Origin of the sequence: Streptomyces tirandamycinicus (assembly GCF_003097515.1) — a bacterium.
GTDB classification, from domain to species: Bacteria; Actinomycetota; Actinomycetes; order Streptomycetales; family Streptomycetaceae; genus Streptomyces; species Streptomyces tirandamycinicus.
The window spans coordinates 3,267,983-3,292,203 of sequence record NZ_CP029188.1 but is presented as its reverse complement, the minus strand read 5'-3'; the positions used below and the strand labels follow the sequence as shown (position 1 = coordinate 3,292,203).

The following is a 24,221-nucleotide window of genomic DNA, read 5'->3' as shown; positions in this document are numbered from 1 at the left end:
CCCAGAGGAGGTGGGGGCCGCCTCACCCCTACAACCTGAGGCGGACCGGGGTTCGGGACCTGGGGCCGATCCGGGGCGAAGCCCCCGCTCCTAGCGTGGAGCCATGACCACGCCAGTCTGCACGACCGCTTCCAGCGCCGCCGTGCCGCCGACCTCCTACACGTCGTTCTCGTCGTACGTACGGGCGCGGGGGCCCGTGCTGCTGCGGACCGCCCGCTCCCTCACGGCCAACCCGAACGACGCCGAGGACCTGCTGCAGACCGCGCTCGCCAAGACCTTCGTCGCCTGGGAGCGCATCGAGGACCACCGCGCCCTCGACGGATATGTCCGCCGGGCGCTGCTCAACACCCGTACCTCGCAGTGGCGCAAGCGCAAGGTCGACGAGTTCTGCTGCGAGGAGCTGCCGGAACCCGCCGGCGCGGTCCCGGCCGACCCGGCCGAGCAGCAGGTTCTGCACGACGCGATGTGGCGCGCCGTGATGCGGCTCCCGGACCGGCAGCGCGCGATGGTGGTCCTCAGGTACTACGAGGACCTGAGCGAGGCGCAGACCGCGGAGGTGCTGGGCGTGTCCGTCGGCACGGTCAAGAGCGCGGTGTCCCGGGCGCTGCGGAAACTGCGTGAGGATCCCGAGCTGGCACCGGTCCGCTGAGCTTTCTTACCCGGGGGTAGTGACATACCGATCGGTATGTGCTCAGAATCTTCACACCCTTTAGAGCTGTGCGCCCACCGGGAGGACGCCGTGCTGAGCACCATGCAGGACGTACCACTGACCGTCACCCGCATCCTGAACCACGGGACGACGATCCACGGAAGTTCGCACGTCACCACGTGGACCGGCGAGAGCGAGCCGCATCGCCGCAGCTACCGCGAGATCGGCGAACGCGCGGCCCAGCTGGCCCACGCCCTGCGCGGCGATCTGGGAGTCACCGGTGACGAGCGGGTCGCGACCCTCATGTGGAACAACGCCGAGCACGTCGAGGCCTACTACGCGATCCCCTGCATGGGCGCGGTCCTGCACACGCTCAACCTGCGACTGCCCGTCGAGCAGCTGGTCTTCATCGTCAACCACGCCGCCGACCGGGTCGTGATCGTCAACGGTTCGCTGCTGCCCCTGCTCGCACCCCTGCTGCCGCACCTGCCGACCGTCGAGCACGTCGTGGTCTCGGGGCCGGGCGACCGGTCGGTGCTGGACGGCGCCGCGGCCCGCGTGCACGACTACGAGGAACTGCTCGCCGGGAAGCCGACCACCTACGACTGGCCCGAGCTGGACGAGCGCTCGGCCGCCGCCATGTGCTACACCTCGGGCACCACCGGCGACCCCAAGGGCGTGGTGTACTCCCACCGCTCGATCTATCTGCACTCCATGCAGGTCAACATGGCCGAGTCGATGGGTGTGACGGACGCCGACACCAGCCTCGTCGTGGTGCCCCAGTTCCATGTGAACGCCTGGGGGCTACCGCACGCGGTGCTGATGACCGGCGTGAACATGCTGATGCCGGACCGCTTTCTGCAGCCGGGCCCGCTCGCCGAAATGATCGAGACCGAGCGCCCCACCCACGCCGCGGCCGTGCCCACCATCTGGCAGGGTCTCCTCGCCGAGCTCACCGCCAAGCCTCGCGACGTGAGCTCCCTCACCCAGGTCACCATCGGCGGAGCCGCCTGTCCGCCGTCGCTGATGGAGGCGTTCGACGCGCTCGGCATGCGGGTCTGCCACGCCTGGGGCATGACCGAGACCTCGCCGCTGGGCACCGTCGCCCGGCCGCCGGCCCACGCGGTCGGCACGGACGCGGAGTTCGGCTACCGCCTCACCCAGGGCCGCTTCCCTGCGGGTGTCGAGGCACGGCTGCGCGGCCCGGGCGGGGAGTTCCTGCCATGGGACGGCGAGTCCGCCGGCGAGCTCGAGGTACGCGGTCCGTGGATCGCGGGCGCGTACTACGGCGGGGCGGCCGGGGAGCCACTCCGGCCCGCCGACAAGTTCAGCGAGGACGGCTGGCTGAAGACCGGTGACGTCGGCGTGATCGGCCCGGACGGCTTCCTCACGCTGACCGACCGCGCCAAGGACGTCATCAAGTCCGGCGGTGAGTGGATCTCGTCGGTCGAATTGGAGAACGCGCTGATGGCGCACCCGGAGGTGGCCGAGGCCGCCGTCGTGGCCGTCCCGGACGAGAAGTGGGGCGAGCGCCCGCTGGCGACGGTGGTGCTGAAGGACGGCGCGACCGCCGACTATCCGGCGCTGAAGGAGTTCCTGGCCGGGCGGATCGCCAGGTGGCAGCTGCCGGAGCGCTGGGCCGCCGTCCCGTCCGTGCCGAAGACCAGCGTCGGCAAGTTCGACAAGAAGGTGATCCGCCGCCAGTACGCCGACGGTGAGCTGCAGGTCACCGAAGTGCGGTAGGCGCCACGGTGTGCGGGTGCGGCCCGGTACGCGGCGCGTACCGGGCCGCACCATGCTCCGTTGCTCCGTTGCTCCCCTGCTGCCTGCTGCCTGCCGCCTTGCTCCCCTGCTGCCTTGCTGCCTGCTGTCCTGCTCCCCCGCCTGATCCGGGCAGGGCGTGGGTGGTGGCCGACCCCGTCCCGGGCCGCGGTGGCCTGCGGGTGCGGGTGCGGGCGCGGAGGCGGTCGGCACGGCGGTTCCGGGTACGGGGCCGGTCCTGCGGGACCCTGCCGTGAACGGCCCGCCGGAGCCCGGTGGTTCATCAGCCCGGCGGTTCGGGTGCCCGGTGGTTCATCAGCCCGGCGGCTCAGGAACCCGGCGGCTCACCCGCCGGGCACCCGGCGAACGTGGTTCAGTTCGTGCCGATCTTCGCGAGCAGGTCCACGATCCGGCCCTGCACCTCGGCGCTCGTGGAACGCTCCGCCAGGAAGAGGACGGTCTCGCCCGAGGACAGTTTCGGCAGTTCCGCCTGGTCGAGCCCGGCCGAGGTGTAGACGACGAGCGGGGTGCGGTTCAACTGCCCGTTCGCGCGGAGCCAGTCGATGATCCCGGCGCGCCGGCGGCGCACCTGCATCAGGTCCATGACCACAAGGTTCGGCCGTGTCTGCTGGGCGAGCGCCACCGCGTCCGCGTCGGTCGCGGCCCGCGCCACCTGCATCCCGCGTCGCTCCAGCGTGGCCGTCAGCGCGGCCGCGATGTCGTCGTGCTGCTCGATCAGCAGCACCCGGGACGGGTGCTGCTCGCTGTCGCGCGGCGCCAGGGCCTTCAGCAGTACGGCGGGGTCCGCTCCGTACGCGGCCTCGCGCGTCGCCTGGCCCAGTCCGGCCGCCAGCAGCACGGGGACCTCGGCGGCCACCGCGGCCTGGCGGAGCGCCTGCAGCGCGGTACGGGTGATCGGCCCGGTCAGCGGGTCGACGAACAGAGCGGCGGGGAACGCGGCGATCTGTGCGTCGACCTCCTCACGTGAATGCACGATCACCGGACGGTAGCCGCGGTCGCTCAGCGCCTGCTGGGTGGCGACGTCGGGCGCCGGCCACACCAGCAGCCGGCGCGGGTTGTCGAGGGGCTCGGGAGGAAGCTCGTCGTCCCGGGGCAGCATTGCGGGCCGGTTGGCGACCTCGACCGCGCCACCGGGGCCGTCCAGCGGCTCCGGGCCCTCCGCGCCCTCGTCCGGGGCGCCGATCGCGTACGCCCGGCCCTCGGTGGAGGTACCGAGCCGCTGCGACGGGCCGGTACCAGGTGCCGCCTGGGGGTGCGGATGCGGCCGGGCCCCCGTGTCGGGCACCTGGAGCTCGCCTTCCTGCCGGGTGGCCAGCTTGCGGCGGCGGCCGGAGCCGAGGGTCTGGTTGCCCGAGCCGAGTGTCTGGTTGCCGGAGGCGGCCTGCGGCGGGGATGCCGCAGGTGCTGCGGACACGGCCTGCCGGTCCTGCTGCTGGGCGAGTTGGCGGGTGAACGGCACACCCTGACCGAGCGTGCGCACGCTGAACGCCCTGCCCTGCGAGGCGTCGGGGTCGACCGGCTCCACGGCGGGCATCGGCGTGGCCGTCCCCCGGGCCGGCGTGCCCGTCCCGGCCGCGGGAGCCGGTGCCTCTGCGGGCAGGGGCTGGGCGGCGCGGTGGGCCGGCGCGGGAGGCTCGTCCGGGACCGGCGCCGCCGGAGGCAGCGGTACGGAACCGGTGTCGCCGGGGCGCGCCGTGTTCCCTGCGGGATTCGGGGCGGCGGCGGGCGGTACGGGACCGGGTGCGGCGGGTGGCACCGGACCAAGCGCGTTGGGCATGGCGGGGCCGGTCGGCGGCGTCACCGTACCGGCCGGTGGAACCACGGCACCGGCCGGTGGAGCCACGGCACCGGTCTGCGGCGTCACTGACCCGGGCGCGGCCGGCGTCGCGCCGCCGGTCTGCGGCGTCACCGGTCCGGCCTGCGCCGGGATGCCCTGCGCCGGTGTCCCGCCCTCGGCCGGGCGGGCGCGCCGTCGCCCGGTGGGCACGGGGTGCGGCTGCGGCGGGGTGTGGTCGGATTCCGGTCCCGGACGCACCGGGTCGTGGCGGCTCTCGTCGGGAGCGCCGGAGGACGGGGTGCGGTCCGCCTCGGCGGGGGGCAGCGCGAACGGGCCCCGCGGCTCCTCGGTGGGAACCTGCCGGTCGTTGCCGGTCGCGAGCGCCCGCCGCCCTCGCCGGCCGCCCTGCTGTGCTCCGCTGCCGCCGCCCGTGCCGGAAGCCGCTGCCGTGGCGGCGGGCTCCAGCGCGGCGATGCCCTGCGCGTCGTCCGGACCGCCGTCCGGACCGCTGTTCCGGCCGGTCGCCTGTTCCGCGGCCGCGCCCGCGGGGGCGGGGGCGTCCGGGGCCGAGCTCGCCGCAGGCAGCGCGGGAAGCGCGGCGCGGGCACGCCGGGCCCGGCGCCCGGTGCCCTCGCGGGCCGCGGCGTCCGGGCCCACGCCCTGGGGCGGGACCGTGTCACCCAGCGCCGGGCGTCCGGCTCCGGCCTCCGCCGCGGTGACGACCGAGCCGTCCTGCGCGGCCGGGAGGGCGGCCAGTTCGGCCTCGGCGGGGCTCGGCCGGCCGCGACGGCGGCCCGTGCCGCCGGTCGCCGCCGGGGCGGGCTCGCCGCCGGGTACGGCTCCGGCCGAGCCGCCCGCCGCACCGCTCGTGTCCGTGTCCGTACCCGCCGGGCGCTGCCCCGGGAGCTCGGCGGACGCCGGAGCGTCCTCCGGCCCCACCGGGCTCTCCAGGAACGCGTCCGTCGAGGCGCGCCGCGCGCGCCGCCGCCCGCCGCCGGACGTGGCCTGCGCCGGAAGGGCCGCCGGTGCCTGCTGCTCCGGGGCCACCGCCGGGGCCACCGCCGGGGGCGCCACCGTCCCGGCTCCGTCGCCGAGCGGCACCTCCAGGACGTAGGCGCTGCCGCCCGCGCCCGGCACCTCGTGCGTCTGCAGCACACCGCCGTGCGCGGTCACGATGCCGCGGACGATGGGCTCGTGCACCGGGTCGCCGCCCGAGTAGGGACCGCGCACCTCGATCCGTACGACGTCGCCCCGCTGCGCCGCGGCGACCACGATGGTCGAGTCGACGTACCCGGCGCCCGCCACGACCCTCGTCTTGCCCGTGGAGTCGATGCCCGCGACATCGGCCACCAGGTGCGCCAGCGCCGTCGCCAGCCGTGCGCCGTCCACCTCGGCCTCGATCGGCGGGGCGTGGACCGCGAACTGGGCCCGTCCGGGACCGATCAGCTCGATCGCGCCCTCGACACCGGCGGCCACGACCGCGTCGAGCAGGACGACGTCCTTGTGCAGCCGCTCCGCGCCGGAGTCCAGCCGCTGGAAGCCCAGCACGTTGTCGACCAGCGTCGTCATCCGGGCGTAGCCCGCGGCCAGATGGTGGAGGATCTGGTTGGCCTCCGGCCACAGCTGGCCGGCCGGATCGGCGGCCAGCTTCCCGAGCTCGCCGCGCAGCTCCTCCAGGGGCCCGCGCAGCGCGTCCCCGAGTACCGCGGCCAGCTGGGCGTGCCGGGCGGCCAGCGAGGCCTCCCGCTCGTCGCGGGACTCGATCTCCGCCGCGTACTGCTCGGCCCTGTCCGCCATCTCCGCGGTGTGCTTCTCGGTCAGCTCCGCCAGCTCGGCCGCGTGCCGCTCGTCCCGCTCGGCCATGTCGGCCGCGTACTTCTCGTCCCGCTCGGCGATGTCCGTGCTGTACTTCTCGTCCCGCTCGGCGATCTCGGCGGCGTGCCGCTCCGCCTGCTCCTCGTAGGGCCGCCGGTCGGTGAACGTCATGACCGCCCCGACCAGCTGCTCCCCGTCCCGCACCGGCGCGGTGGTCAGGTCGACCGGCACCCGCTTGCCGTCCTTCGCCCAGAGCACCTGGCCGCGGACCCGGTGCTTGCGCCCGGACTTGAGCGTGTCGGCGAGGGGGGAATCGTCGTACGGGAACGGGTCGCCGTCCGGGCGCGAGTGCAGGATCAGCGGGTGCAGTTCCTTGCCGCCGAGGTCGCTGGCGCGGAAGCCGAGGATCTGGGCGGCGGCCGGGTTGACGAGGACGACGCGGCCGTCGGTGTCCGTACCGACGACGCCTTCGGCGGCGGCCCGCAGGATCATCTCGGTCTGCCGCTGGGAGCGCGCGAGTTCGGCCTCGGTGTCGATGGTGCCGGACAGATCGCGCACGACGAGCATCAGCAGTTCGTCGCCGGTGTAGCCGGTGCCCCCGCCGGCGCCGGGCGAGGCGTACGCCGCACGGCCGTCCTCCAGGCCGGCGCTGGTCACCTCCGCGGGGAACTCGCCGCCGTCGGTGCGGCGGGCGACCATCCGGGTCGGCTTCGTGCGGCCGCGCTTGTCGGCGGAGTCGGGGCGCCGCATCGAGCCGGGGATGAGTTTGGAGTCGAACGCCGGCAGCAGGTCGAGGAGCCCGCGCCCGACGAGCGCGGTGCCGGGGGCCTCGAACATCTCGAGGGCGATGGTGTTGGCGTTGACGACCGTGCCGTTGCAGTTGACGAGGACGAGCCCGTCCGGGAGCGCGTCGAGTATGGCGGCGAGGCGAGCAGCGCCTCGGGATGGCCTGCTGCTCACGACGACGCTTCCTCTCTGACCTACAGCGACTCTGACCTACAGCGACCTACGGCATCTTGCGGCGGACGGCCGGGGCCTCTCCGACCTCGCGACCGCAGCCTGTCACAGGAGGGAGTCTAAGGGCTGGGGATGCGGCAGCGGCGGTGGATGAGGGGGAGCTCTCACCAAGGTTCTGTGTACACACAGTCGTCCGGCGCCCGCCGGCGGGCCCCCTGACCTGGGCGTGGTCGGACCGCCCGGAGCGCGGGCCCCGTCGCGGGGCGTCAAGCGGACGTCGGCGGGGGCGGGGCCGAAACCCCGGGACGGGTTACGTCCGGGGGACCGGAGGGGGCCGTCCACGGTGGAGCGGAGCGGACGGCGGTCCCGGCACGAGACCGCCCGCGCCCCGCCGGGAGGAGCGGGAAGGGTTGCCGAACGGGCGGCGGCCGGCGGCGACGGAGGACGGCCGGTGGTGACGGATGGCGGCCGGTGGTGACGGATGGCGGAGGCCGGCGGAAGCCACCCGAAGTCGGCGGAGGTCGGCCGAAGCCGACGGGAGGTCGGCAGAGGTCGGCGGAAGACCGGTGGGGGACGAGCCGGCCGGGATGATCGTCCCCCACCAGGGAGTCATGCCCGGGCCGTGCGGGCGTCGTCGTGGCGGGCGGTCGGCAGGACCGGCTCCAGGGTCTCCCAGCGGCGGATCTCGCAACCGTTCGTGCGGTCGAAGGTGGCGTCGACGCGCTGGCCGCGCCAGGTCCCGGTGATCCGTGCGGTGGCGGGGCCGCCGTGCTGCATCGTGCACATCGCGTCGCCGTCGACCGGACGGAACGGGTCCTGCCGCTCCGTCGCGAACTCGGACAGCCGCTCGCAGGCGGCCCGTGCCTCGGGGTGCGAGCCGCCCGCCGGGCCTTCCTCGGGGCCGCACGTCAGCTCGTATGTGCCGTCGGCCTGAGGGTTCCCCGTCTCGGCGGTGGTGACGGTGAGCCGGTCGCCGGGCGCGGTCCGGCCGGTCTGTTCCTGCGGACCGGGCTCGAGCAGCGGCAGCGGGATCGGCGCGCGCGGGGTGGCACCCGCGGTCGGCACGGCGGCGGCCAACGCGGCGAGGGAGACCGTCGCCGTCGCGGCGGCGGTGAGGACGAGGCGGCGCAGCATGCGTACTCCTGGAAGCGAAGGTCTGGGGGCGGAGCCCCGCTTCGGGGACGGCGTCCCGGCATCTCTAACGCTCCGCGCGCCGGGGCGTTGCGCAACCCCGACTGGGCCGATCGGGGTGTGTGCGGGTCTTTGCCCGGGAGCCCGGGCGCCTAGTACCGTGGGAAGCGATTGGTGACACCCCACCCGGCTGTGTCATCATCTGCACGCACCACTCGCGACCGCGCGGGTGGGCTGGAGGCGTCGCCTAGTCCGGTCTATGGCGCCGCACTGCTAATGCGGTTTGGGTCTTAAAGCCCATCGAGGGTTCAAATCCCTCCGCCTCCGCACCGTCATCGAAGCCCTGGCCTTATGGCCGGGGCTTCGGTCGTTCCCGGCGCGTGCCCCGCGCCCCGCCCCGTTCGCTCCTGCCGTCGCTGTCGCCACTACCGCTACCGCTGCTGCCGTTGCCGCGCCCCGCTCGCTCCCACCGCTCACGCTGCCGCGCCGCTGTTCGGCTCGCGCCACTGCACGCCGGCCCGTGCGATCCCCGCCCGGGCCGTCCGCGACGGACGCGACCAGGGTCGCCCCCTGTGTCCACGCTGCGGCGGACCCCGGCCCCAGCGGGGAGCTCCCATACGGCCGTCCGGGCATTTGTGCAGGTCAGATGGGGTGAGGGCAATGGATTTCGCCTGGCGCCGCAGGTCATGTAATGTTGTTCCCGCAACGCCGACCGGGCCGAAAGCCCGGGTCACAAGCACTCGTAGCTTAACGGATAGAGCATCTGACTACGGATCAGAAGGTTGCAGGTTCGAATCCTGCCGAGTGCACAGCAGACCAGAGGCCCTGTGGAGTGATCCACAGGGCCTCTGGCTTTGTCTTGACGGCAGTGTTTGACGGCAACCGTTTCTGCGAGTCGATCAGATGGCTACCGGGACACCGACCGCGCCGCCGTCATCATCCGGCTCGTTGCCGTCACCCCTCAGTGCGTCCCCGACGCGGTCGAAGGCGTACCGCTGGGAGTCGAGCCGTACGAAGGTGTAGATGTCCATGGTCACGCGGATGGAGCTGTGGCCGAGGACTTCCATGATCATGCGGGCGTCGGCGCCCTGTTGTGGAGCAGTGAGGCGCACGTGTGGCGCAGGTCGTGGAAGCGGACCCTGCGGACGCCGGCGCGGAGGCACAGCGCCTCGAAGGAGCGGCTCAGGTACGGGCTCGCGATCAGCTGGTGCACGAGACCTCCTCCAGGGCGTCTTCCCAGGTGTGCTGTGCGGTGTGGTCGGCGAACAGACAGCAGCCCTCGCCGTCGGGCCCCGGGGCGGTCACCGGGCAGTCCGGCAGCACGACAAGTTCCGTCTCGTCCGTCCCGTGCCAGCGGAGCCACAGCGCGGTCCCGTATGCGCCGGCGTCGGTGAGGAGACCGAAGTGCTCACCCTCGTCGTGCGCGGACAGCTGGCACTGCACTGCCCTGTCGATGTACGGGGCGGCCGACTTCTCCCGCGCTTCCTGTGCCAGGTCGAGGGGCACCCGGCGCCAGTGCACGCACCGCATCACGGCACCATCCGGAAGGACGTGACGGCATTCCCGGTCTGCTGCGAGCACCGGGGGCAGACGCACGGCGGGTAGCGGCCCGGGTTCTCCGGCACCACCGGGTCTTCGCCCACGCGTACCTCCGTGAGAGGTCCCCACGTCTGGCCGGAGTCGCGGGAGACCCGCAACGTCATCCGTACGTCGTCCTGTCCGTTCGCCATGGCCAGGAGCATCGCGATCCGCGGGCCCGACCAGAAAGGCCAAGCGGATTACCCAACTTGGGTAACATCACCCTCGGTTGGCCAAGTGCAGCGATCCGTAGTCCTCATGCCGGAGCGTGCCCGATGCCCGAGCCATCTCGCTCGAAGGAACTCCCGGTCAGCCTGCTCACGGACCCAGTGATGATCGAGGCATGCCAGGCCAGAGACTTCGGCCGCATCTTTCAGCTGCTCAAGGCACGAGCAGGCATCTATCCGTCGATGATTGCGCGCCGATGCGACCTGACCCCGAGCCGCGTGGGCGAGGTGATCGCCGGACGGCGGCAGTTGCTGCACATGGGCGTGATCGAACGGATCTCGGACGGATTGCGTATCCCCGGACACATGCTCGGTCTTGCCCGTCGCTCCTGGGAGACACCACCCAGCCTGACGGTCACGCCCTGCGAACCGGCCGAGGTACCGGCCTCAACCGTCGAACCGCCGGCCGCCGGACTGCCGGGGGCGGATGTCGACAGCATCCTCGCCCTGGCAGCCGAGCGGGACCTCAGCGCCTCGACACTGGACGCGCTGCATTCGTCGATCGCGGACTACTGGCGCCGGGACGACGAGCACGGCGGCGAGACCTTACGGCCGGCGGTCGTCGGCCAGCTCCGCTACGTCGTCGACCTCCTCAAGGAGCAGCGTCCGGCTCTTTTACGGGACGGCCTGCACAGCATCGCGGCCGAACTGGCCCGGCTCACCGGATGGACCTACTTCGATGCCCGCCAGTACAACCAGGCACGCGCCTACTTCACCGAATCCCTCGGCCTGGCCAAGGCCATCGACGACCGCCAGTTCATGGCCAACGTCCTCGCCTGCATGAGCCTCCAGGCCACCTACCAGGACAAGCCCGGCGACGCCCTCGCACTTGTCACGGCCGCCCAGGACCAGGCCCGAGCCGCCGCGGGGACGACACCACGCGTGCTGGCCATGCTCGCGATGCGCGAAGCCTTCGCCCACGCCACCCTCGGCAACCACGGCGCGACTCACACCGCGATCTCGGAAGCCCACACCCAGTTCGGGCGGATCAGCACTGGTGATCCGGACCCGGCCTGGGTCGCCTACTTCGACGAGCCGAAGCTGATCGTGGACACCGGCATCGCGCACGGCCGCCTGGGCGAAGCAGCCCTCGCCGAACCCCTCATCGCGGACGCTCTACGCCGCGAGCACGCATCGAACCACCGAGGCCGTGCCTTCCACGCCTTCTGGCTCGCCCGCACCCAGCTCCAGCGCGGCAAACTCGATGAGGCGTGCCACACGGCCATGGACGCCTTGGCCCCGGCAGCGGCCGTCAGCTCGCAACGAGTCGCCGGCCACCTCCGGGAGTTCTACGAGCAGCTGGAGCCCTTCCGCCGGGAACCGGCTGCGGTGGTGTTCGAGTCCCGGCTCCGGGAAGTGCTGCCCCGTCAGGTCAGCGGACTGCCTCGTCCATGAGCACATAGAGCAGCCCGACCAAAGAACCACTGCTGACGATCTCGCGCCGGTCGATCATGCCCCGCACGTCGGCCAGCGGGATCCACTCGATCCGCTCCGACTCGTTCTTCTCGGTCGGCGGACCCTCGTACGTCGCCCCGTCGGCCCGGAAGACGTGGTGCTGGGAGTCGGTGATGCCATTCGCCGGCTCAGCGTAGATCAGCGGCTTGATCGGGCCGGGCAGCCAGCCGGTCTCTTCCAGCACCTCACGGGCCGCCGCCTCGGCCGGCGTCTCGCCCTCCTCGACCAGACCCATGGGCAGCTCCCACGCCCAGGCGTCCGTGATGAAGCGATGCCGCCACATCATCAGCACCTCGCGCCGCTCGTTGACGACAGCGGCCACGGCCAGGTGCCGGAGCTTGACGACGTGGTGCTCCCACCGGTTCCCGTCCGGTGTCTCAACGTCGGTGAGCCACAGGTTCACCCAGCTGTTCTGGTAGATCGGACGTTCCCCGTGGATCTTCCACTGCATTGCTGCGGCCCCTCTCGATCGGCCTCCAGCATCGCAGAACGAACCCCGAGGGCAGCAGAGTTCGGCGACTTAGCGTCGATCTGACCAATAGTAGGGGTCATCCCAGGTTCGAATCCTGCCGAGTGCACACAGATCGCAGCCCCCTCGGGATCATCCCGGAGGGGGCTTCGTCGTACCGTACGGCAACGAAGTACAGCAACCGTGTCAGTCCTGGGGGGACCCGTGACCGAGAGACATCCGGGCGTGGGGCTCGCTGCTGGACGCCGTCGAGGAAGACGAGTACGACGAGGAAGACGACTCGGTGTTCGCCGGAGACTGGCCGCCGGAAGGCCGCACCGCGTACCTCACCTTCGTGGCCGACGACCCGTACGTTGTCGAGGTTCGCGATGCGCCCAGCACACGGATATGTGTGCGCGTGCCCTTGGATCTCGGCGATGACTGGATCACCGAGGCGCGAGAGCGGCACGCGGCCGCCCGGCAGGCGCTGGGCGTGTAGGCGTGCCGCATGCGTGCCCGACGGGTGGGCGGGCCGTGGTCGGCGGCGGGTGCGGGGGAGAGCGCGGCGGCTCACCGTGACGCCTGTTCGCACTGGTCGAGCGTCCAGCGACTGCCGGCGCGGCGGTGGCTGCCAAGCTCACTCGAAGGACCGGGACTTGAGCCGACGGCACCGGCCTCATCCCGCGCCACGTCCTGTGGCATCATCACACCGCCGTGCGGGGAAGCAGGGGGAGCAGGGAGAAGGGGACCGTCCATGACTCAGGACCGGAACCGATCCTCTGTCGAGAACCCCGTTTGGATGGTCTTGGGGCTCATCGGACCCGGATGGTCGGCCGCCAGCACCTCCCACGCCTGGTGGGTCCGCCTCGGATCGCTGGTGCTCTGCGCCGCCTGGGCTACGCTCCTGCTCCGGCACGTGATCAACCGGCGCAGGAGGCGCAGGCCCCCGCTTCCCGACGTCCACGGCTGACGTCCCGGCTGACATCCACCGCGGACGCCCACGGCTGACATCGACGTCGGCGGACGGCGCTGCCGGGATGGGCCTACCGGGCCGGCACGACCCGTCGCCGCCCCTGGTTCGGTGGAAGGTGGGACCCCGGGCCCCGCCCCCTCCGTCCCGGTTCCCGGGTGCGCACGGTCGAGGGGCCCTGCGGAAGGCTTGGGATCCGGGGCTTCGTGTCGGGCGGGCAGGAGGAGTGCGGGGCATGGACGGCGAACGGTGGCGGTGCGGGGGGCTGAGCTGGGGGCGAGGGGCTCCCGAACTGCGGTGGGCGCGCGGTACCGAGACGAGGACGAGCAGGCTCGCCCACGCGCAGGAGATCGCCTTCCGGGCCGCCGGGGTGCGCAGGTGCGCCGGGGCGCGGGGGCATGTGTGCCCGCTCGGGGCCGCGGTGCCCGGCAGGAGTACCGGGGGGCAGTGCCCGGAGTGCGCGCGGCTGGACCGGGCGCATTCGGTGGCGGCCGACACCGTCGCCGACGATCCGCGCCCGTTCCGGGTCTATCTGGCCTGGTTCGGGCCCGGACTGGTGAAGGTCGGGATCACCGCCGAGGAACGGGGCACGGCCCGTCTGCTGGAGCAGGGTGCGGTGGTGTTCTGCTGGCTGGGCCGCGGACCGCTGATGGCCGCCCGCCGCACGGAGGAACTGCTGCGTGCGGCGCTCGGTGTGCCGGACCGGATCCCCTACGCGCGGAAGCGGGCGGTGCGCCCCGCGCTTCCGGCAGCCGCGGACGAGCGGGCCGCCGAGGTCGTCGAGTCGTACGCGCGAGCGGTGGAGCTGCCGGGGTGGCCCGAGGCGCTGGAGCGGACCGCGCTCGAGGTGGTGGACCACGTCCGGGTGTTCGGGCTGGACCGCGCGGTGCCCCCGGGGCCGGCGGGCGGGGGCCCGTCCGCTCTGCGGGTGGTGCGGGAACTGGTGGACGGCGGCTGTGTGGCCGGGCGGCTCGTCGCGGCGGCGGGTCCCGATCTGCTTCTGGGCGGTCACGACCGCCGGATGACGGTCCTCGACACCCGACTGCTGTCCGGCTGGGAGCTGGTCGCGGCCGACCCCCGTACCGCGCCGACCGTGCCGGTGGAGGAACTGCCGACGGGTGTCCAGGACGGGCTGTTCTGACCGGTGCCGAACCCGGTGCGGTTCGGGGGCTCGGTCCCGGTGCCGGCCCCCGTCGGGTACCGGTGCGCCGCAGTCCCGCCCGTCCCCCACTCGTCCCCCGCCCGTCCCCCACCCGCCAGAGGCCGTGGCCGTGACGGTGACCGCGTCCGGAAGCCGGGCCCTGGACAGCCCCCCGGCGCACGCCTGAGGGTGTGGGCATGAGCGATCACCCCGAGACGGAAGCGAACCGGCCCACCGCCCCGTGCTGTTCGCCGGATACCGCGGAGGCGGCCCGAGAAGGAACGGCGGCACCCACCGGGAGCCCGGCCCAGGACGGTCCCGAGGGTTTCGAGGGTTCCGAGGGCCCCGACGGTTCCGAGGGCCCCGAGGCCGTGGCGGTACGCGCCTTCTGGACGCGGTTGGGGCTGCCCGGGCTGATCGACGTGCACACCCACTTCATGCCCGAACGGGTCCTGGAGAAGGTGTGGGCGTACTTCGACTCCGCCGGACCGCTGACGGGCATGGCGTGGCCCATCACCTACCGCGAGGAGGAGGGCAGGCGGGTCGCGCTGCTCCGGGAGTTCGGGGTCAGGAGCTTCACCTCCATGCTGTATCCCCATAAGCCCGGCATGGCGGAGTGGCTCAACGGATGGGCCGCGGACTTCGCGGCCCGGACGCCCGACTGCCTGCGGACGGCGACCCTGTTCCCGGAGGAGGGGGTCGAGCGCTACGTCCGTGCGGCCGTCGAGGGCGGCGCCCGGGTCTTCAAGTCGCATGTCCAGGTGGGTGCGTACGACCCCGGCGACGCCCTTCTCGACCCGGTGTGGGGCCTGCTGGCCGAGGCGCGCGTACCGGTCGTGATGCACTGCGGCTCCGGGCCGGCGCCCGGCAAGCACACGGGACCCGGGCCGGTGGGGAGCATCCTCGCCCGTCATCCCCGGCTACCGCTGATCGTCGCCCACATGGGGATGCCGGAGTACACGGACTTCCTGGACCTCGCCGAGCGCCACGAGGAGGTCCGCCTGGACACCACGATGGCGTTCACCGACTTCAGCGAGCGCCTCAGCCCGTTCCCGGCGGCCGAGCGGGCCCGCCTGGCGGACCTGGGTGACCGCGTGCTGCTCGGGACGGACTTCCCCAACATCCCCTACCCCTATCTCCACCAGCTTCGGGCGCTGGAGCGGCTGGACATGGGCGACGACTGGCTGCGAGCGGTCTGCCACGGCAACGCGGCCGCGCTGTTCTCCGTCCCGTGACGCCTCTCGGGTTCTCCGTCCCCTGACCCCGCCCCGTGCCGGTTCTCGTTCTCCGTCCCCTGACGGTTCCGAGGTTCCCCGTCCCGTGCCGGTTCTCAGCGAATTCACAGGGAAGCGCAAGGTCACTCTCACCGCGGCGGCCCACAGTGGGCGGCATGACGACGAGTACGTCCCGGGGACGGACCGAACTGCGCAGGACCGACGGCAGCCCCGTACGGGTGCTCGTCGTGGACGACGAGTCCTCCCTCACCGAGCTGCTGTCGATGGCCCTCCGCTACGAGGGCTGGGAGGCGCGTAGCGCCGGTGACGGGGCGGGCGCCGTGAGCGCGGCGCGCGCCTTCCGGCCGGACGCCGTGATCCTCGACGTGATGCTGCCCGACATGGACGGGCTGACGCTCCTCGGCAGGCTGCGCCGCGAACTTCCGGACGTGCCGGTGCTGTGCCTGACGGCCAGGGACGCCGTCGAGGACCGGATCGCCGGTCTCACTGCGGGCGGTGACGACTACGTCACCAAGCCGTTCAGCCTGGAGGAGGTCGTGGCACGGCTGCGCGGGCTCATCCGGCGCTCGGGGAGGGCGGCCGCCGCGCGCGACGAGTCGCTGCTCGTCGTCGGCGACCTGACGCTGGACGAGGACAGCCACGAGGTGACCCGGGGCGGCACGTCGATCCACCTCACGGCGACGGAGTTCGAGCTGCTGCGCTATCTGATGCGCAACCCCCGGCGGGTGCTGAGCAAGGCGCAGATCCTGGACCGGGTCTGGTCGTACGACTTCGGCGGGCAGGCCAATGTGGTCGAGCTCTACATCTCCTATCTGCGGCGCAAGATCGACGCCGGGCGCACCCCGATGATCCACACCCGGCGTGGCGCGGGATATCTGATCAAGCCCGGTGAGTAGCAGGCGAGCGGGGGCGGCGGCCGCCCGTCGAGGAGCGTCGTCAGGCCCGCGCGACCGCCGGGCGGCCCGGAGCCCGCGGGGCCGGGCCACCGGGGTTCCCGGCCGACGCGGCGAGGCCGGTGGGGTGCGCGGCGGCGGGGCGCGGCCTGCCGGGAGGTGCCTCGGGTGAGCGGCGGATGGTCCCTGCGGACCAGGCTGGTCGTGTCCGCGGTGGCGCTCATCGCGGTGGTCGCGGCGGTCATCGGCACCGTGACCACGCTCGCGCTGCGCACCTATCTCTACGGGCAGAAGGACGAGCAGCTGCAGGGCGTCGCGCAGCGGGCTGCCGGGCCGCCGCCGGGCGAGCCGGGCGGCGGGCCGCGGTCGCCGGGGTCGCTGCGGTTCGTCACGGGCGGTGGCGCACCGCTCGGGACGGTCGGCGTGCAGGTCATGGTGGACGGTTCGCTCGGCGACGGGGCCGTCTCGGTCCAGCAGGAGTCGGACGCGCTGGGTCCGCGGGTCATGGACCGGCCGCTGACCGGGGCGGAGCGGGCCGCGCTCACGGCCGTTCCACGCGACCTGGAGCCGCACACCGTGGAGGTGCCGGGCCTCGGCGACTACCGCGTGGAGTACCGGCTGGGCGCCAACGGCGCGTTCCTCGTCGGCGTCCCCCTCGCCGAGGTCCACAGCACCCTGGGCACCCTCGTCGTCGTCGAGGTCTGTGTGACCGCCGCCGGGCTGGCCGCCGCCGGGCTGGCGGGCGGCACCATTGTCGGGGTCGCGCTGCGCCCGCTGCGGAGGGTCGCGGCGACCGCCACCCGGGTCTCCGAACTGCCCCTGCACAGCGGTGAGGTGGCGCTGCACGAGCGGGTGCCGGAGGCGGAGGCCGACCCCGGCACCGAGGTGGGCCGGGTCGGCGCCGCGCTCAACCGGATGCTCGACCACGTCCACTCGGCCCTGCACGCGCGGCAGGAGAGCGAGACCCGGGTGCGGCAGTTCGTGGCGGACGCCGGCCATGAGCTGCGGACCCCGCTGGCGTCCATCCGCGGCTACGCCGAGCTGACCCGGCGCGGGCGGGAGCGGCCCGGCCCCGACACCCGGCACGCGCTGGCCCGGATCGAGTCGGAGGCCACCCGGATGACGGGGCTGGTGGAGGATCTGCTGCTGCTGGCCCGGCTCGACGCGGGACGGCCCCTGGCGTACCGGAGCACCGATCTGTCCCCGCTGGTCGTGGACGCGGTGAGCGACGCCCGGGCCGCGGGCCCGGACCACGTCTGGCGCCTGGACCTGCCGGACGACCCCGCCGTGGTGCGGGCCGATCCCGAGCGGCTGCACCAGGTGCTGGTCAACCTGCTGGCGAACGCCCGCACCCACACTCCGCCGGGCACCACCGTCACCGCGGCCGTGCGGACGTCTCAGTGCCGGAGCGCGGTCGTACTGGAGGTCCGGGACGACGGTCCCGGCATTCCCCCCGGGCTGCTGCCGTATGTCTTCGAGCGCTTCGCGCGCGGCGACGCCTCGCGGTCCCGCCATGCCGGAAGCACCGGCCTCGGGCTGGCGATCGTGCACGCCGTGGTCACGGCGCACGGCGGGACGGTGGACGTGGCGAGCACGCCGGGACACACGGTCTTCTCCGTGCGGCTGGCGCTGGTGCCGGAGCCGGGCGACTCACAGACGGCGCACAGCGCCGGCACACGGCCGTGACAGTGGGCCCGCCGAGAGTCGGACCATGCGAACCGACACCCCGGCGGGCACCACCGCCACGGGCACCCTGCCGGCACGGGAGCATCTGCCCGTGGGCGCGGCCGGCACGCCCGTGCTCGATGTGGTCATCCCCGTCTTCAACGAGGAGAAGGACCTGGAGCCGTGCGTGCGCCGGCTCCACGACCATCTCGCCCGCACCTTCCCGTACGGCTTCCGGATCACCGTCGCGGACAACGCCAGCACCGACCGCACGCCCCGGGTCGCGGCGGCACTCGCGGCCTCGGTGCCGGGGGTGCGGGTGCGCCGGCTGGAGCAGAAGGGGCGCGGCCGTGCGCTGCGCACCGTGTGGGCGGAGTCCGACGCGCCCGTGCTGGCGTACATGGACGTGGACCTGTCCACCGACCTCAAGGCGCTGCTGCCGCTGGTCGCCCCGCTGATCTCCGGGCACTCGGACCTGGCGATCGGCTCGCGGCTCACCCGGTCGTCGCGGGTGGTGCGCGGGGCGAAGCGGGAGTTCGTCTCCCGTACGTACAACCTGATCCTGCGCGGCTCACTCGCCGCGCGCTTCTCCGACGCGCAGTGCGGGTTCAAGGCGATACGGCGGGACGTGGCCGAGCGCCTGCTGCCGATGGTCGAGGACACCGGCTGGTTCTTCGACACCGAGCTGCTGGTGCTGGCCGAGCGCGCCGGGCTGCGGATCCACGAGGTCCCCGTGGACTGGGTCGACGACCCGGACTCCAGCGTGCACATCGTCCGCACGGCCGTCGACGACCTGAAGGGCGTGCTGCGGGTCGGGCGGGCGCTGGCGGTGGGGGCACTGCCGCTGGACCGGCTCGCGCGGCCGTTCGGCGACGACCCGAGGGACGGCCGGATCACCGGAGTCCCCGGCGGGCTGGCCCGGCAACTGGTCGGCTTCTGCGCGGTCGGGGCGCTGTCGACGCTTCTCTATCTGCTCCTCTACTCGGTGTTCCGCGCCGGGGTGGGGCCGCAGCCGGCGAACGCCGCCGCACTGCTGCTCTCGGCGGTCGCCAACACGGCCGCGAACCGCAGGCTGACCTTCGGGGTGCGCGGGCGCGAGCGGGCGGTGCGCCACCAGGCCCAGGGGCTGGTGGTCTTCGGTATCGGCCTCGCCCTCACCAGCGGTTCCCTCGCCGCGCTGGACGCCGCCGCGGGCAGCCCCTCCCGCGGTACCGAGCTGGCCGTCCTGGTCGTGGCCAATCTCGCGGCCACCGTGCTGCGCTTCCTGCTCTACCGCGCCTGGGTCTTCCCCGACCGCCGGGACCTGCCGCGATCCGGGGCCGGGACGGCACCTGGCGACGGTACGCACAGCGCGGCCGGCGCGACCGGCGCGCTCGGCATGACCGGTACGCGCGGGGCGGCCGGCGTGACTTCCGACCACCGTACGGCCGGTCCGCACGGCGCGGCCGGCGTTCACGGCGTGCCCGGCATGACTTCCGACGACCGTACGACCGGCATGACCACGGGGGACCGACGATGACGACCGCACCGCACGACGACCACGCGCCCGCCGGGAACGCGGCACCGGGACCGCTGGGAGCGCCCGGGCCGCCCGGACCGCCCGCATCGCACGACGACCACGCGCCCGCCGGGAACGCACCGCCGGAGACCGGGCCGCGCCGCGGCCGGCCAACCCGGCCGCGCCGTGCCCGGGCCGCGGACCCGGCGTGGGCGCGGCCCGCGCTGATCGCCCTGCTGGTGCTGACCGGGGCGCTGTACCTGTACGACCTCAGCGCCTCCGGCTACGCCAACTCCTTCTACTCCGCGGCCGTGCAGGCGGGTAGCGAGAGCTGGAAGGCGTTCTTCTTCGGCTCGTCCGACGCCGCGAACTCCATCACCGTCGACAAGCCGCCCGCCGCCCTCTGGCCGATGGCGCTGTCGGTCCGGTTGTTCGGGCTGGGGTCCTGGCAGATCCTGGTGCCCGAAGTGCTGATGGGGGTGGGGGCGGTGGCCGTCCTCCACGCGGCGGTCCGCAGGCGCTTCGGCGCCGCGGCGGGGCTGATCGCGGGCGCGGTGCTGGCGCTGACGCCGGTCGCCGCCCTGATGTTCCGCTTCAACAATCCTGACGCGCTGCTGGCGCTGCTGACGACGGTGGCCGTGTACTGCGTGCTGCGCGCCCTCGAAGGGGCCCGCACGGGCTGGCTGGTGGCGGCGGGCACCGCCATCGGTTTCGCCTTCCTGACCAAGACCCTCCAGGCGTTCCTCGTCCTGCCGCCGCTCGCGCTGGTGTACGCGGTGTGCGCGCCCGCGCCGGTGCGGCGGAGGATCGGCCAACTCGCCCTCGCGGGACTGGCGCTGATCGTCTCCGGTGGCTGGTGGGTGGCGATCGTCGAACTGTGGCCGGCGTCCTCGCGCCCGTACATCGGCGGATCCCAGAGCAACAGCTTCCTCGAGCTCACCTTCGGCTACAACGGCCTCGGCCGTATCAACGGCAACGAGACCGGCAGCGTCGGAGGCGGCGGGCCCCGGGGCGGCGGCTGGGGTGAGACCGGTATCGGGCGGATGTTCGGCGACAGCGTCGGAGGCCAGATCTCCTGGCTGCTGCCCGCCGCACTGGTCCTGCTCGTCGCCGGCCTCGTGGTGACCCGCCGCGCGGGCAGGACCGACACCGCGCGGGCGGCGTTCCTCGTCTGGGGCGGGGCGCTGCTGACGACGCTCCTGGTCTTCAGCTTCATGGCCGGCATCTTCCACGAGTACTACACGGTGGCGCTCGCCCCGTACATCGCGGCACTCGTCGGCATGGGCACCACCGTGCTGTGGGAGGAGCGTGCGCACCCGGCGGCCCGTGCGGTGCTGGCGGGTGCGGTCGCGGTGACGGCCGTCTGGGCCTGGGTCCTGCTCGGCCGCACTCCGGACTTCGTGCCGTGGCTGCGCTGGACGGTGCTGGTCGGCGGGCTCGCGGCCGCACTGGGGCTGCTGTTCGCCGGACGGCTCGGGCGCGGGCTCGCGCTGGGCGCGGCGGGCCTCGGGCTCGCGGCGTCGCTGGCCGGCCCCGTGGCGTACACCTTGACCACGGTGGGCACCGGGCACCAGGGCTCACTGGTGGTCGCCGGGCCCGCGTCCGCGCGTGGCGGGCCCGGTGGCGGCCCCGGCCCCCGCGGCGACGGCGGTCCCGCGGCGGAGGGCGGTCTCGCGGCGGGCGGCGGCGGGATGATGCCGCCCGGTGCGGGGGACGGCCAGGGCCAGGGGCCGGGGCAGGGCCAGGGTGCGGGTCAGGGTCAGGGACCCAGGCAGGGTATGGGCCAGGGCCAGGGCCAGGGCCAAGGCCAGGGCATGGGACCGGGTCAGGGTCAGGGCGGGCAGCCCGGCGGTGGCCAGGGCCGTCTGACAGGGGGCGAGGGCCCGGCCGGCGCCGGCCGGGCAGGGGGGCTGCTCGACGGTCCGGAGGTGGGTTCCGCCGTCGTCTCCCGGCTGACCGAGAACGCCTCCGCCTACACCTGGGTGGCCGCGGCCGTCGGCTCCCAGAACGCCGCCTCCTACCAACTCGCCACGGAGCTGCCCGTCATGCCGATCGGCGGATTCAACGGCAGCGACCCGTCCCCGACGCTCGCCCGCTTCCAGCAGTACGTGGCCGACGGGGAGATCCACTGGTTCATCGACGGCGGGGAGGGCGGCGGCCGGGGCCGGGGCCCCGGTGGTGGAAGCTCCGAGGAGATCCGGGAGTGGGTCACGGCGAACTTCACCCAGGTCACCGTGGGGGGTACCACCCTGTACGACCTCACCTCGCCGCAGTAGCGCCGTACGGAGCACCCCGGCGGTCCCACCGGGAGGCCGCCCATGGCGACCGCTTCACCGCAGGACGCGGAAGCCGGCTGCCGGACCGCAGGCCGGCGGCGGTGGCGGGCGGAGCGGGAGCCATCGGCCGGGGCGGGCGCCGGTCGCGCGAGCGGAAGCCGCAGGCCGGAACCGGAGCCGCTCGAAGGGGGCGGCGGGCCGTCCCCTGCCCGCCGCCCCGGCCCGGGCGCCGCCTCCGCTGGGAGCGCCGCCCGGGGGTCCGGTCACTCGTCCGCGTGGACGAGTGCGATGTCGTGGCCGTGCACACCGCCGCCGGTCACGGTGAGCGTGCCCGCCACCGGTGGGTAGCCGGTCGCGATGACCGTGTACGCGCCTGCGTCGAGGTCGGTGAAGGCGTACCCGCCGTCGTCGCCGGTGGCCGCGGTCGCGACCGTGTTCCCCGCCGCGTCGACGAGCGTCACCCGGGCGTCGGCCAGCGGGCTCCCGGCGTCCCCGGCCCGGACGGTGCCGCGGACCACGGCGCCGGTGCGCAGGGCCACCTCGAGCCGGGTGACGCCCCCGCCGATCTCCGCGGGGAGGGCCAGCGGCCGGAAGCCGGGGGCGCTCACGGTGACGGTCACCCCGCCGGGCGCCAGCCCAGTGAAGGCGAAGCCCCCGTCCGGGCCGGAGGTGCCGGTGGCCGGCACGTCCCCGCGTACATCGGTGACGACGACCATCGCGCCCTCGACCGCCGCGCCGTCCTCCGCCGCGACCACGGTGCCGTTCAGCCCGCTCGTACCGGCGAGGAGGATGTCGCGGTTCAGGGGCTCGTCCCCGACGACCACCGTGGACGCCTGCGGCTGCAGGCCGTCGGCCGAGGCGATCAGGACGTACGGGCCCGAGCCCGGCGTGTCCAGGGTGTACGAGCCGTCCGTCCGCGCCACCGCGTGGGCCGGTTCCCGGCCCTCGGGCGAGATCAGGGTGACGGCGGCCCGTCCGACGGGCGCTCCCTGCGAGCCGCGCACCACACCGCGCACGGCGGTCCCGCCGGCCATGGCGACCGGTGTCCCCGCAGGGGCGGTGCCACCGGATTCCGGTGAGGGCGCGGCTGGGGCGACTGCTGGGGCGACGGCCGGGGCGACGGCCGGAGCAGCGGACGAAGGGGTGGAGGGAGCAGCGGCCGGGGCGGCGGACGGGTTCGCGGGGGCGCCCTTGAGCGCGCTCCTGAGCGGCACCTCCCTGATGAACAGGGTCACCAGGAACGCCAGCAGCGCGAACGGGGCCGAGTACAGGAACACGTCCGCGACCCCGTGCCCGTACGCGCTCTCGATCACGGTGCGGACCGGGGCGGGCAGCGCGTCCAGGTCGGGGATGCCTCCGCCGCCGGTGCCGCCGTGGCCCATCGACGCGCCGCGCGGCCCGAGTTCGGCGAGGCCGTCCTCGACGTAGCGGGTGACGCGGTCGGCGAGCACCGCGCCCAGGGCGGAGACGCCCACGGCGCCGCCCAGCGACCGGAAGAAGGTGACGACCGACGAGGCGGCGCCCAGGTCCCGCGAGGCCACCTGGTTCTGGGTGCAGAGCACCAGGTTCTGCATCATCATCCCGAGGCCGAGACCCATGACGGCCATGGAGACGGCGATGCGCCAGTACTCGGTGTCGTAGCGGATCGTGCCCAGCAGTCCGAGTCCACCGGTGACCAGGACACCGCCGCTGACCAGCCATGCCTTCCACTTGCCGGTCTTGGTGATGACCAGGCCGCTGACCGTCGAGGAGACGAACAGCCCCGCGATCATGGGGATGGTCATGACGCCGGACATCGTGGGCGACTCACCCCGGGCCAGCTGGAAGTACTGGCTGAAGAAGACCGTGCCGGCGAACATCGCGACACCCACGAAGAGCGAGGCCAGCGAGGCCAGCGTGATGGTCCGGTTGCGGAACAGCCGCAGCGGGATGAGCGGCTCGCTCGCCCGGGACTCGACGATCAGGAAGACCAGGCCCAGGGCCACCGCCCCGCCGGTCATGGCGTACGTCTGCCAGGACAGCCAGGGGTACTTGTCACCCGCGAAGGTGACCCAGATCAGCAGCAGCGAGACCGCGGCACTGATGAACAGGGCGCCCGCCCAGTCGACCTTGACCTCGCGCTTCACCACGGGCAGCTTCAGGGTCTTCTGCAGCACGAGCAGCGCGATCAGCGCGAACGGCACACCGGCGTAGAAGCACCAGCGCCAGCCGAGCCACTCGGTGTCGGTGATGACGCCGCCCAGCAGCGGGCCGCCGACCGTGGCGACGGCGAACGTCGCCCCCAGGTAGCCGCTGTAGCGGCCGCGCTCCCGCGGGGAGATCATCGCCGCCATGATCACCTGCGCCAGGGCGGTGAGGCCGCCGACGCCGATGCCCTGCACCACGCGGCAGGCGATGAGCGTGCCGGTGTCCTGCGCGAGCCCGGCCACCACCGAACCCGCGACGTAGATGAGCAGGGCCGTCTGCACCAGCAGCTTCTTGCTGAAGAGGTCGGCGAGCTTGCCCCAGAGCGGGGTGGTCGCGGTCATCGCCAGCAGGGCCGCCGTGACCACCCAGGTGTAGGCGGACTGGCCGCCGCCCAGGTCGGAGATGATCTCGGGCAGGGCGTTGGAGACGATGGTCGAGGACAGGATGGCGACGAACATGCCGAGCAGCAGCCCGGACAGCGCCTCCATGATCTGCCGGTGCGTCATCGGCGCGCCGCCCTCGGAGGCGGAGGTCCTC

At 73.7% G+C, this 24,221-nt stretch carries 18 protein-coding genes and 2 tRNA genes; 12 read left to right on the top strand and 8 right to left on the bottom strand.

What is annotated here, in order from left to right:
* Positions 1-103: 103 nt before the first annotated feature.
* The gene (locus tag DDW44_RS14565; RefSeq protein WP_017946239.1) at positions 104-649 is read left to right on the top strand and encodes a SigE family RNA polymerase sigma factor; all 546 of its coding nucleotides are present in this window, start codon (positions 104-106) and stop codon (positions 647-649) included.
* A gap of 90 nt (positions 650-739) precedes the next feature.
* Positions 740-2,392, top strand: a complete 1,653-nt coding sequence (locus DDW44_RS14560; RefSeq protein WP_017946238.1) for a long-chain fatty acid--CoA ligase — start codon at positions 740-742, stop codon at positions 2,390-2,392.
* A 391-nt stretch (positions 2,393-2,783) separates the two neighbouring features.
* On the opposite strand, the gene DDW44_RS14555 is transcribed toward DDW44_RS14560, so the two are convergent.
* On the bottom strand, positions 2,784-6,983 hold the full coding sequence (locus tag DDW44_RS14555; protein ID WP_108906710.1) for a response regulator: 4,200 nt from the start codon (positions 6,981-6,983) through the stop codon (positions 2,784-2,786).
* Between the two features lie 606 nt (positions 6,984-7,589).
* On the bottom strand, positions 7,590-8,114 hold the full coding sequence (locus DDW44_RS14550; RefSeq protein WP_108906709.1) for an SSI family serine proteinase inhibitor: 525 nt from the start codon (positions 8,112-8,114) through the stop codon (positions 7,590-7,592).
* A gap of 233 nt (positions 8,115-8,347) precedes the next feature.
* On the opposite strand from DDW44_RS14550, the gene DDW44_RS14545 reads away from it, so the two are divergent.
* Both DDW44_RS14545 and DDW44_RS14540 read left to right on the top strand, forming a co-directional pair.
* Positions 8,348-8,438, top strand: a tRNA-Ser gene (locus DDW44_RS14545).
* A 409-nt stretch (positions 8,439-8,847) separates the two neighbouring features.
* Positions 8,848-8,920, top strand: a tRNA-Arg gene (locus DDW44_RS14540).
* A gap of 90 nt (positions 8,921-9,010) precedes the next feature.
* On the opposite strand, the gene DDW44_RS32785 is transcribed toward DDW44_RS14540, so the two are convergent.
* The 4 genes from DDW44_RS32785 to DDW44_RS14525 are packed head-to-tail and all read right to left on the bottom strand — an operon-like array spanning position 9,011 to position 9,841.
* Positions 9,011-9,184, bottom strand: coding sequence for a hypothetical protein (locus tag DDW44_RS32785; RefSeq protein WP_240800389.1), 174 nt, complete (start codon positions 9,182-9,184; stop codon positions 9,011-9,013).
* Complete coding sequence (locus tag DDW44_RS32780; RefSeq protein WP_244224038.1) at positions 9,181-9,324, bottom strand: site-specific integrase; 144 nt, start codon at positions 9,322-9,324, stop codon at positions 9,181-9,183. The genes DDW44_RS32785 and DDW44_RS32780 overlap by 4 nt, the downstream gene beginning before the upstream one ends.
* Positions 9,312-9,641 carry a hypothetical protein gene (locus DDW44_RS14530; protein WP_108906708.1) on the bottom strand — a complete coding sequence of 110 codons (330 nt, stop codon included), beginning with the start codon at positions 9,639-9,641 and terminating at the stop codon, positions 9,312-9,314. The genes DDW44_RS32780 and DDW44_RS14530 overlap by 13 nt, the downstream gene beginning before the upstream one ends.
* Positions 9,641-9,841, bottom strand: coding sequence for a hypothetical protein (locus DDW44_RS14525; protein ID WP_240800387.1), 201 nt, complete (start codon positions 9,839-9,841; stop codon positions 9,641-9,643). The genes DDW44_RS14530 and DDW44_RS14525 overlap by 1 nt, the downstream gene beginning before the upstream one ends.
* A gap of 123 nt (positions 9,842-9,964) precedes the next feature.
* Here DDW44_RS14525 and DDW44_RS14520 point away from each other — a divergent pair, with 123 nt between their 5' ends.
* On the top strand, positions 9,965-11,311 hold the full coding sequence (locus tag DDW44_RS14520) for an NsdA family TPR-like regulatory protein (RefSeq protein WP_108906706.1): 1,347 nt from the start codon (positions 9,965-9,967) through the stop codon (positions 11,309-11,311).
* Here DDW44_RS14520 and DDW44_RS14515 read toward each other — a convergent pair.
* Positions 11,289-11,822, bottom strand: a complete 534-nt coding sequence (locus DDW44_RS14515) for an NUDIX hydrolase (RefSeq protein ID WP_108906705.1) — start codon at positions 11,820-11,822, stop codon at positions 11,289-11,291. The two genes, DDW44_RS14520 and DDW44_RS14515, sit on opposite strands and share 23 nt — an antisense overlap.
* 235 nt (positions 11,823-12,057) lie before the next feature.
* On the opposite strand from DDW44_RS14515, the gene DDW44_RS14510 reads away from it, so the two are divergent.
* From DDW44_RS14510 to DDW44_RS14480, 7 genes are all read left to right on the top strand, one after another.
* Complete coding sequence (locus DDW44_RS14510) at positions 12,058-12,318, top strand: DUF5959 family protein (protein WP_279634829.1); 261 nt, start codon at positions 12,058-12,060, stop codon at positions 12,316-12,318.
* A gap of 706 nt (positions 12,319-13,024) precedes the next feature.
* Positions 13,025-13,930: a DUF2797 domain-containing protein gene (locus DDW44_RS14505; protein ID WP_108906704.1), complete on the top strand. Its 906-nt coding sequence runs from the start codon at positions 13,025-13,027 to the stop codon at positions 13,928-13,930.
* Between the two features lie 197 nt (positions 13,931-14,127).
* Positions 14,128-15,165, top strand: a complete 1,038-nt coding sequence (locus DDW44_RS14500; RefSeq protein WP_108906703.1) for an amidohydrolase family protein — start codon at positions 14,128-14,130, stop codon at positions 15,163-15,165.
* A gap of 155 nt (positions 15,166-15,320) precedes the next feature.
* A complete protein-coding gene (locus DDW44_RS14495; RefSeq protein WP_244224037.1) occupies positions 15,321-16,061 on the top strand; it encodes a response regulator transcription factor in 741 nt (246 codons plus the stop codon).
* A gap of 165 nt (positions 16,062-16,226) precedes the next feature.
* On the top strand, positions 16,227-17,744 hold the full coding sequence (locus DDW44_RS14490) for a sensor histidine kinase (RefSeq protein ID WP_108906701.1): 1,518 nt from the start codon (positions 16,227-16,229) through the stop codon (positions 17,742-17,744).
* 25 nt (positions 17,745-17,769) lie between these two features.
* Positions 17,770-19,242, top strand: a complete 1,473-nt coding sequence (locus tag DDW44_RS14485) for a bifunctional glycosyltransferase family 2/GtrA family protein (RefSeq protein ID WP_108906700.1) — start codon at positions 17,770-17,772, stop codon at positions 19,240-19,242.
* Positions 19,239-21,497 carry an ArnT family glycosyltransferase gene (locus DDW44_RS14480; protein WP_108906699.1) on the top strand — a complete coding sequence of 753 codons (2,259 nt, stop codon included), beginning with the start codon at positions 19,239-19,241 and terminating at the stop codon, positions 21,495-21,497. Before DDW44_RS14485 ends, DDW44_RS14480 begins: the two co-directional genes overlap by 4 nt.
* A gap of 263 nt (positions 21,498-21,760) precedes the next feature.
* Here DDW44_RS14480 and DDW44_RS14475 read toward each other — a convergent pair whose 3' ends face one another.
* On the bottom strand, positions 21,761-24,190 hold the full coding sequence (locus DDW44_RS14475; RefSeq protein WP_483027313.1) for an MFS transporter: 2,430 nt from the start codon (positions 24,188-24,190) through the stop codon (positions 21,761-21,763).
* Positions 24,191-24,221: the final 31 nt, after the last annotated feature.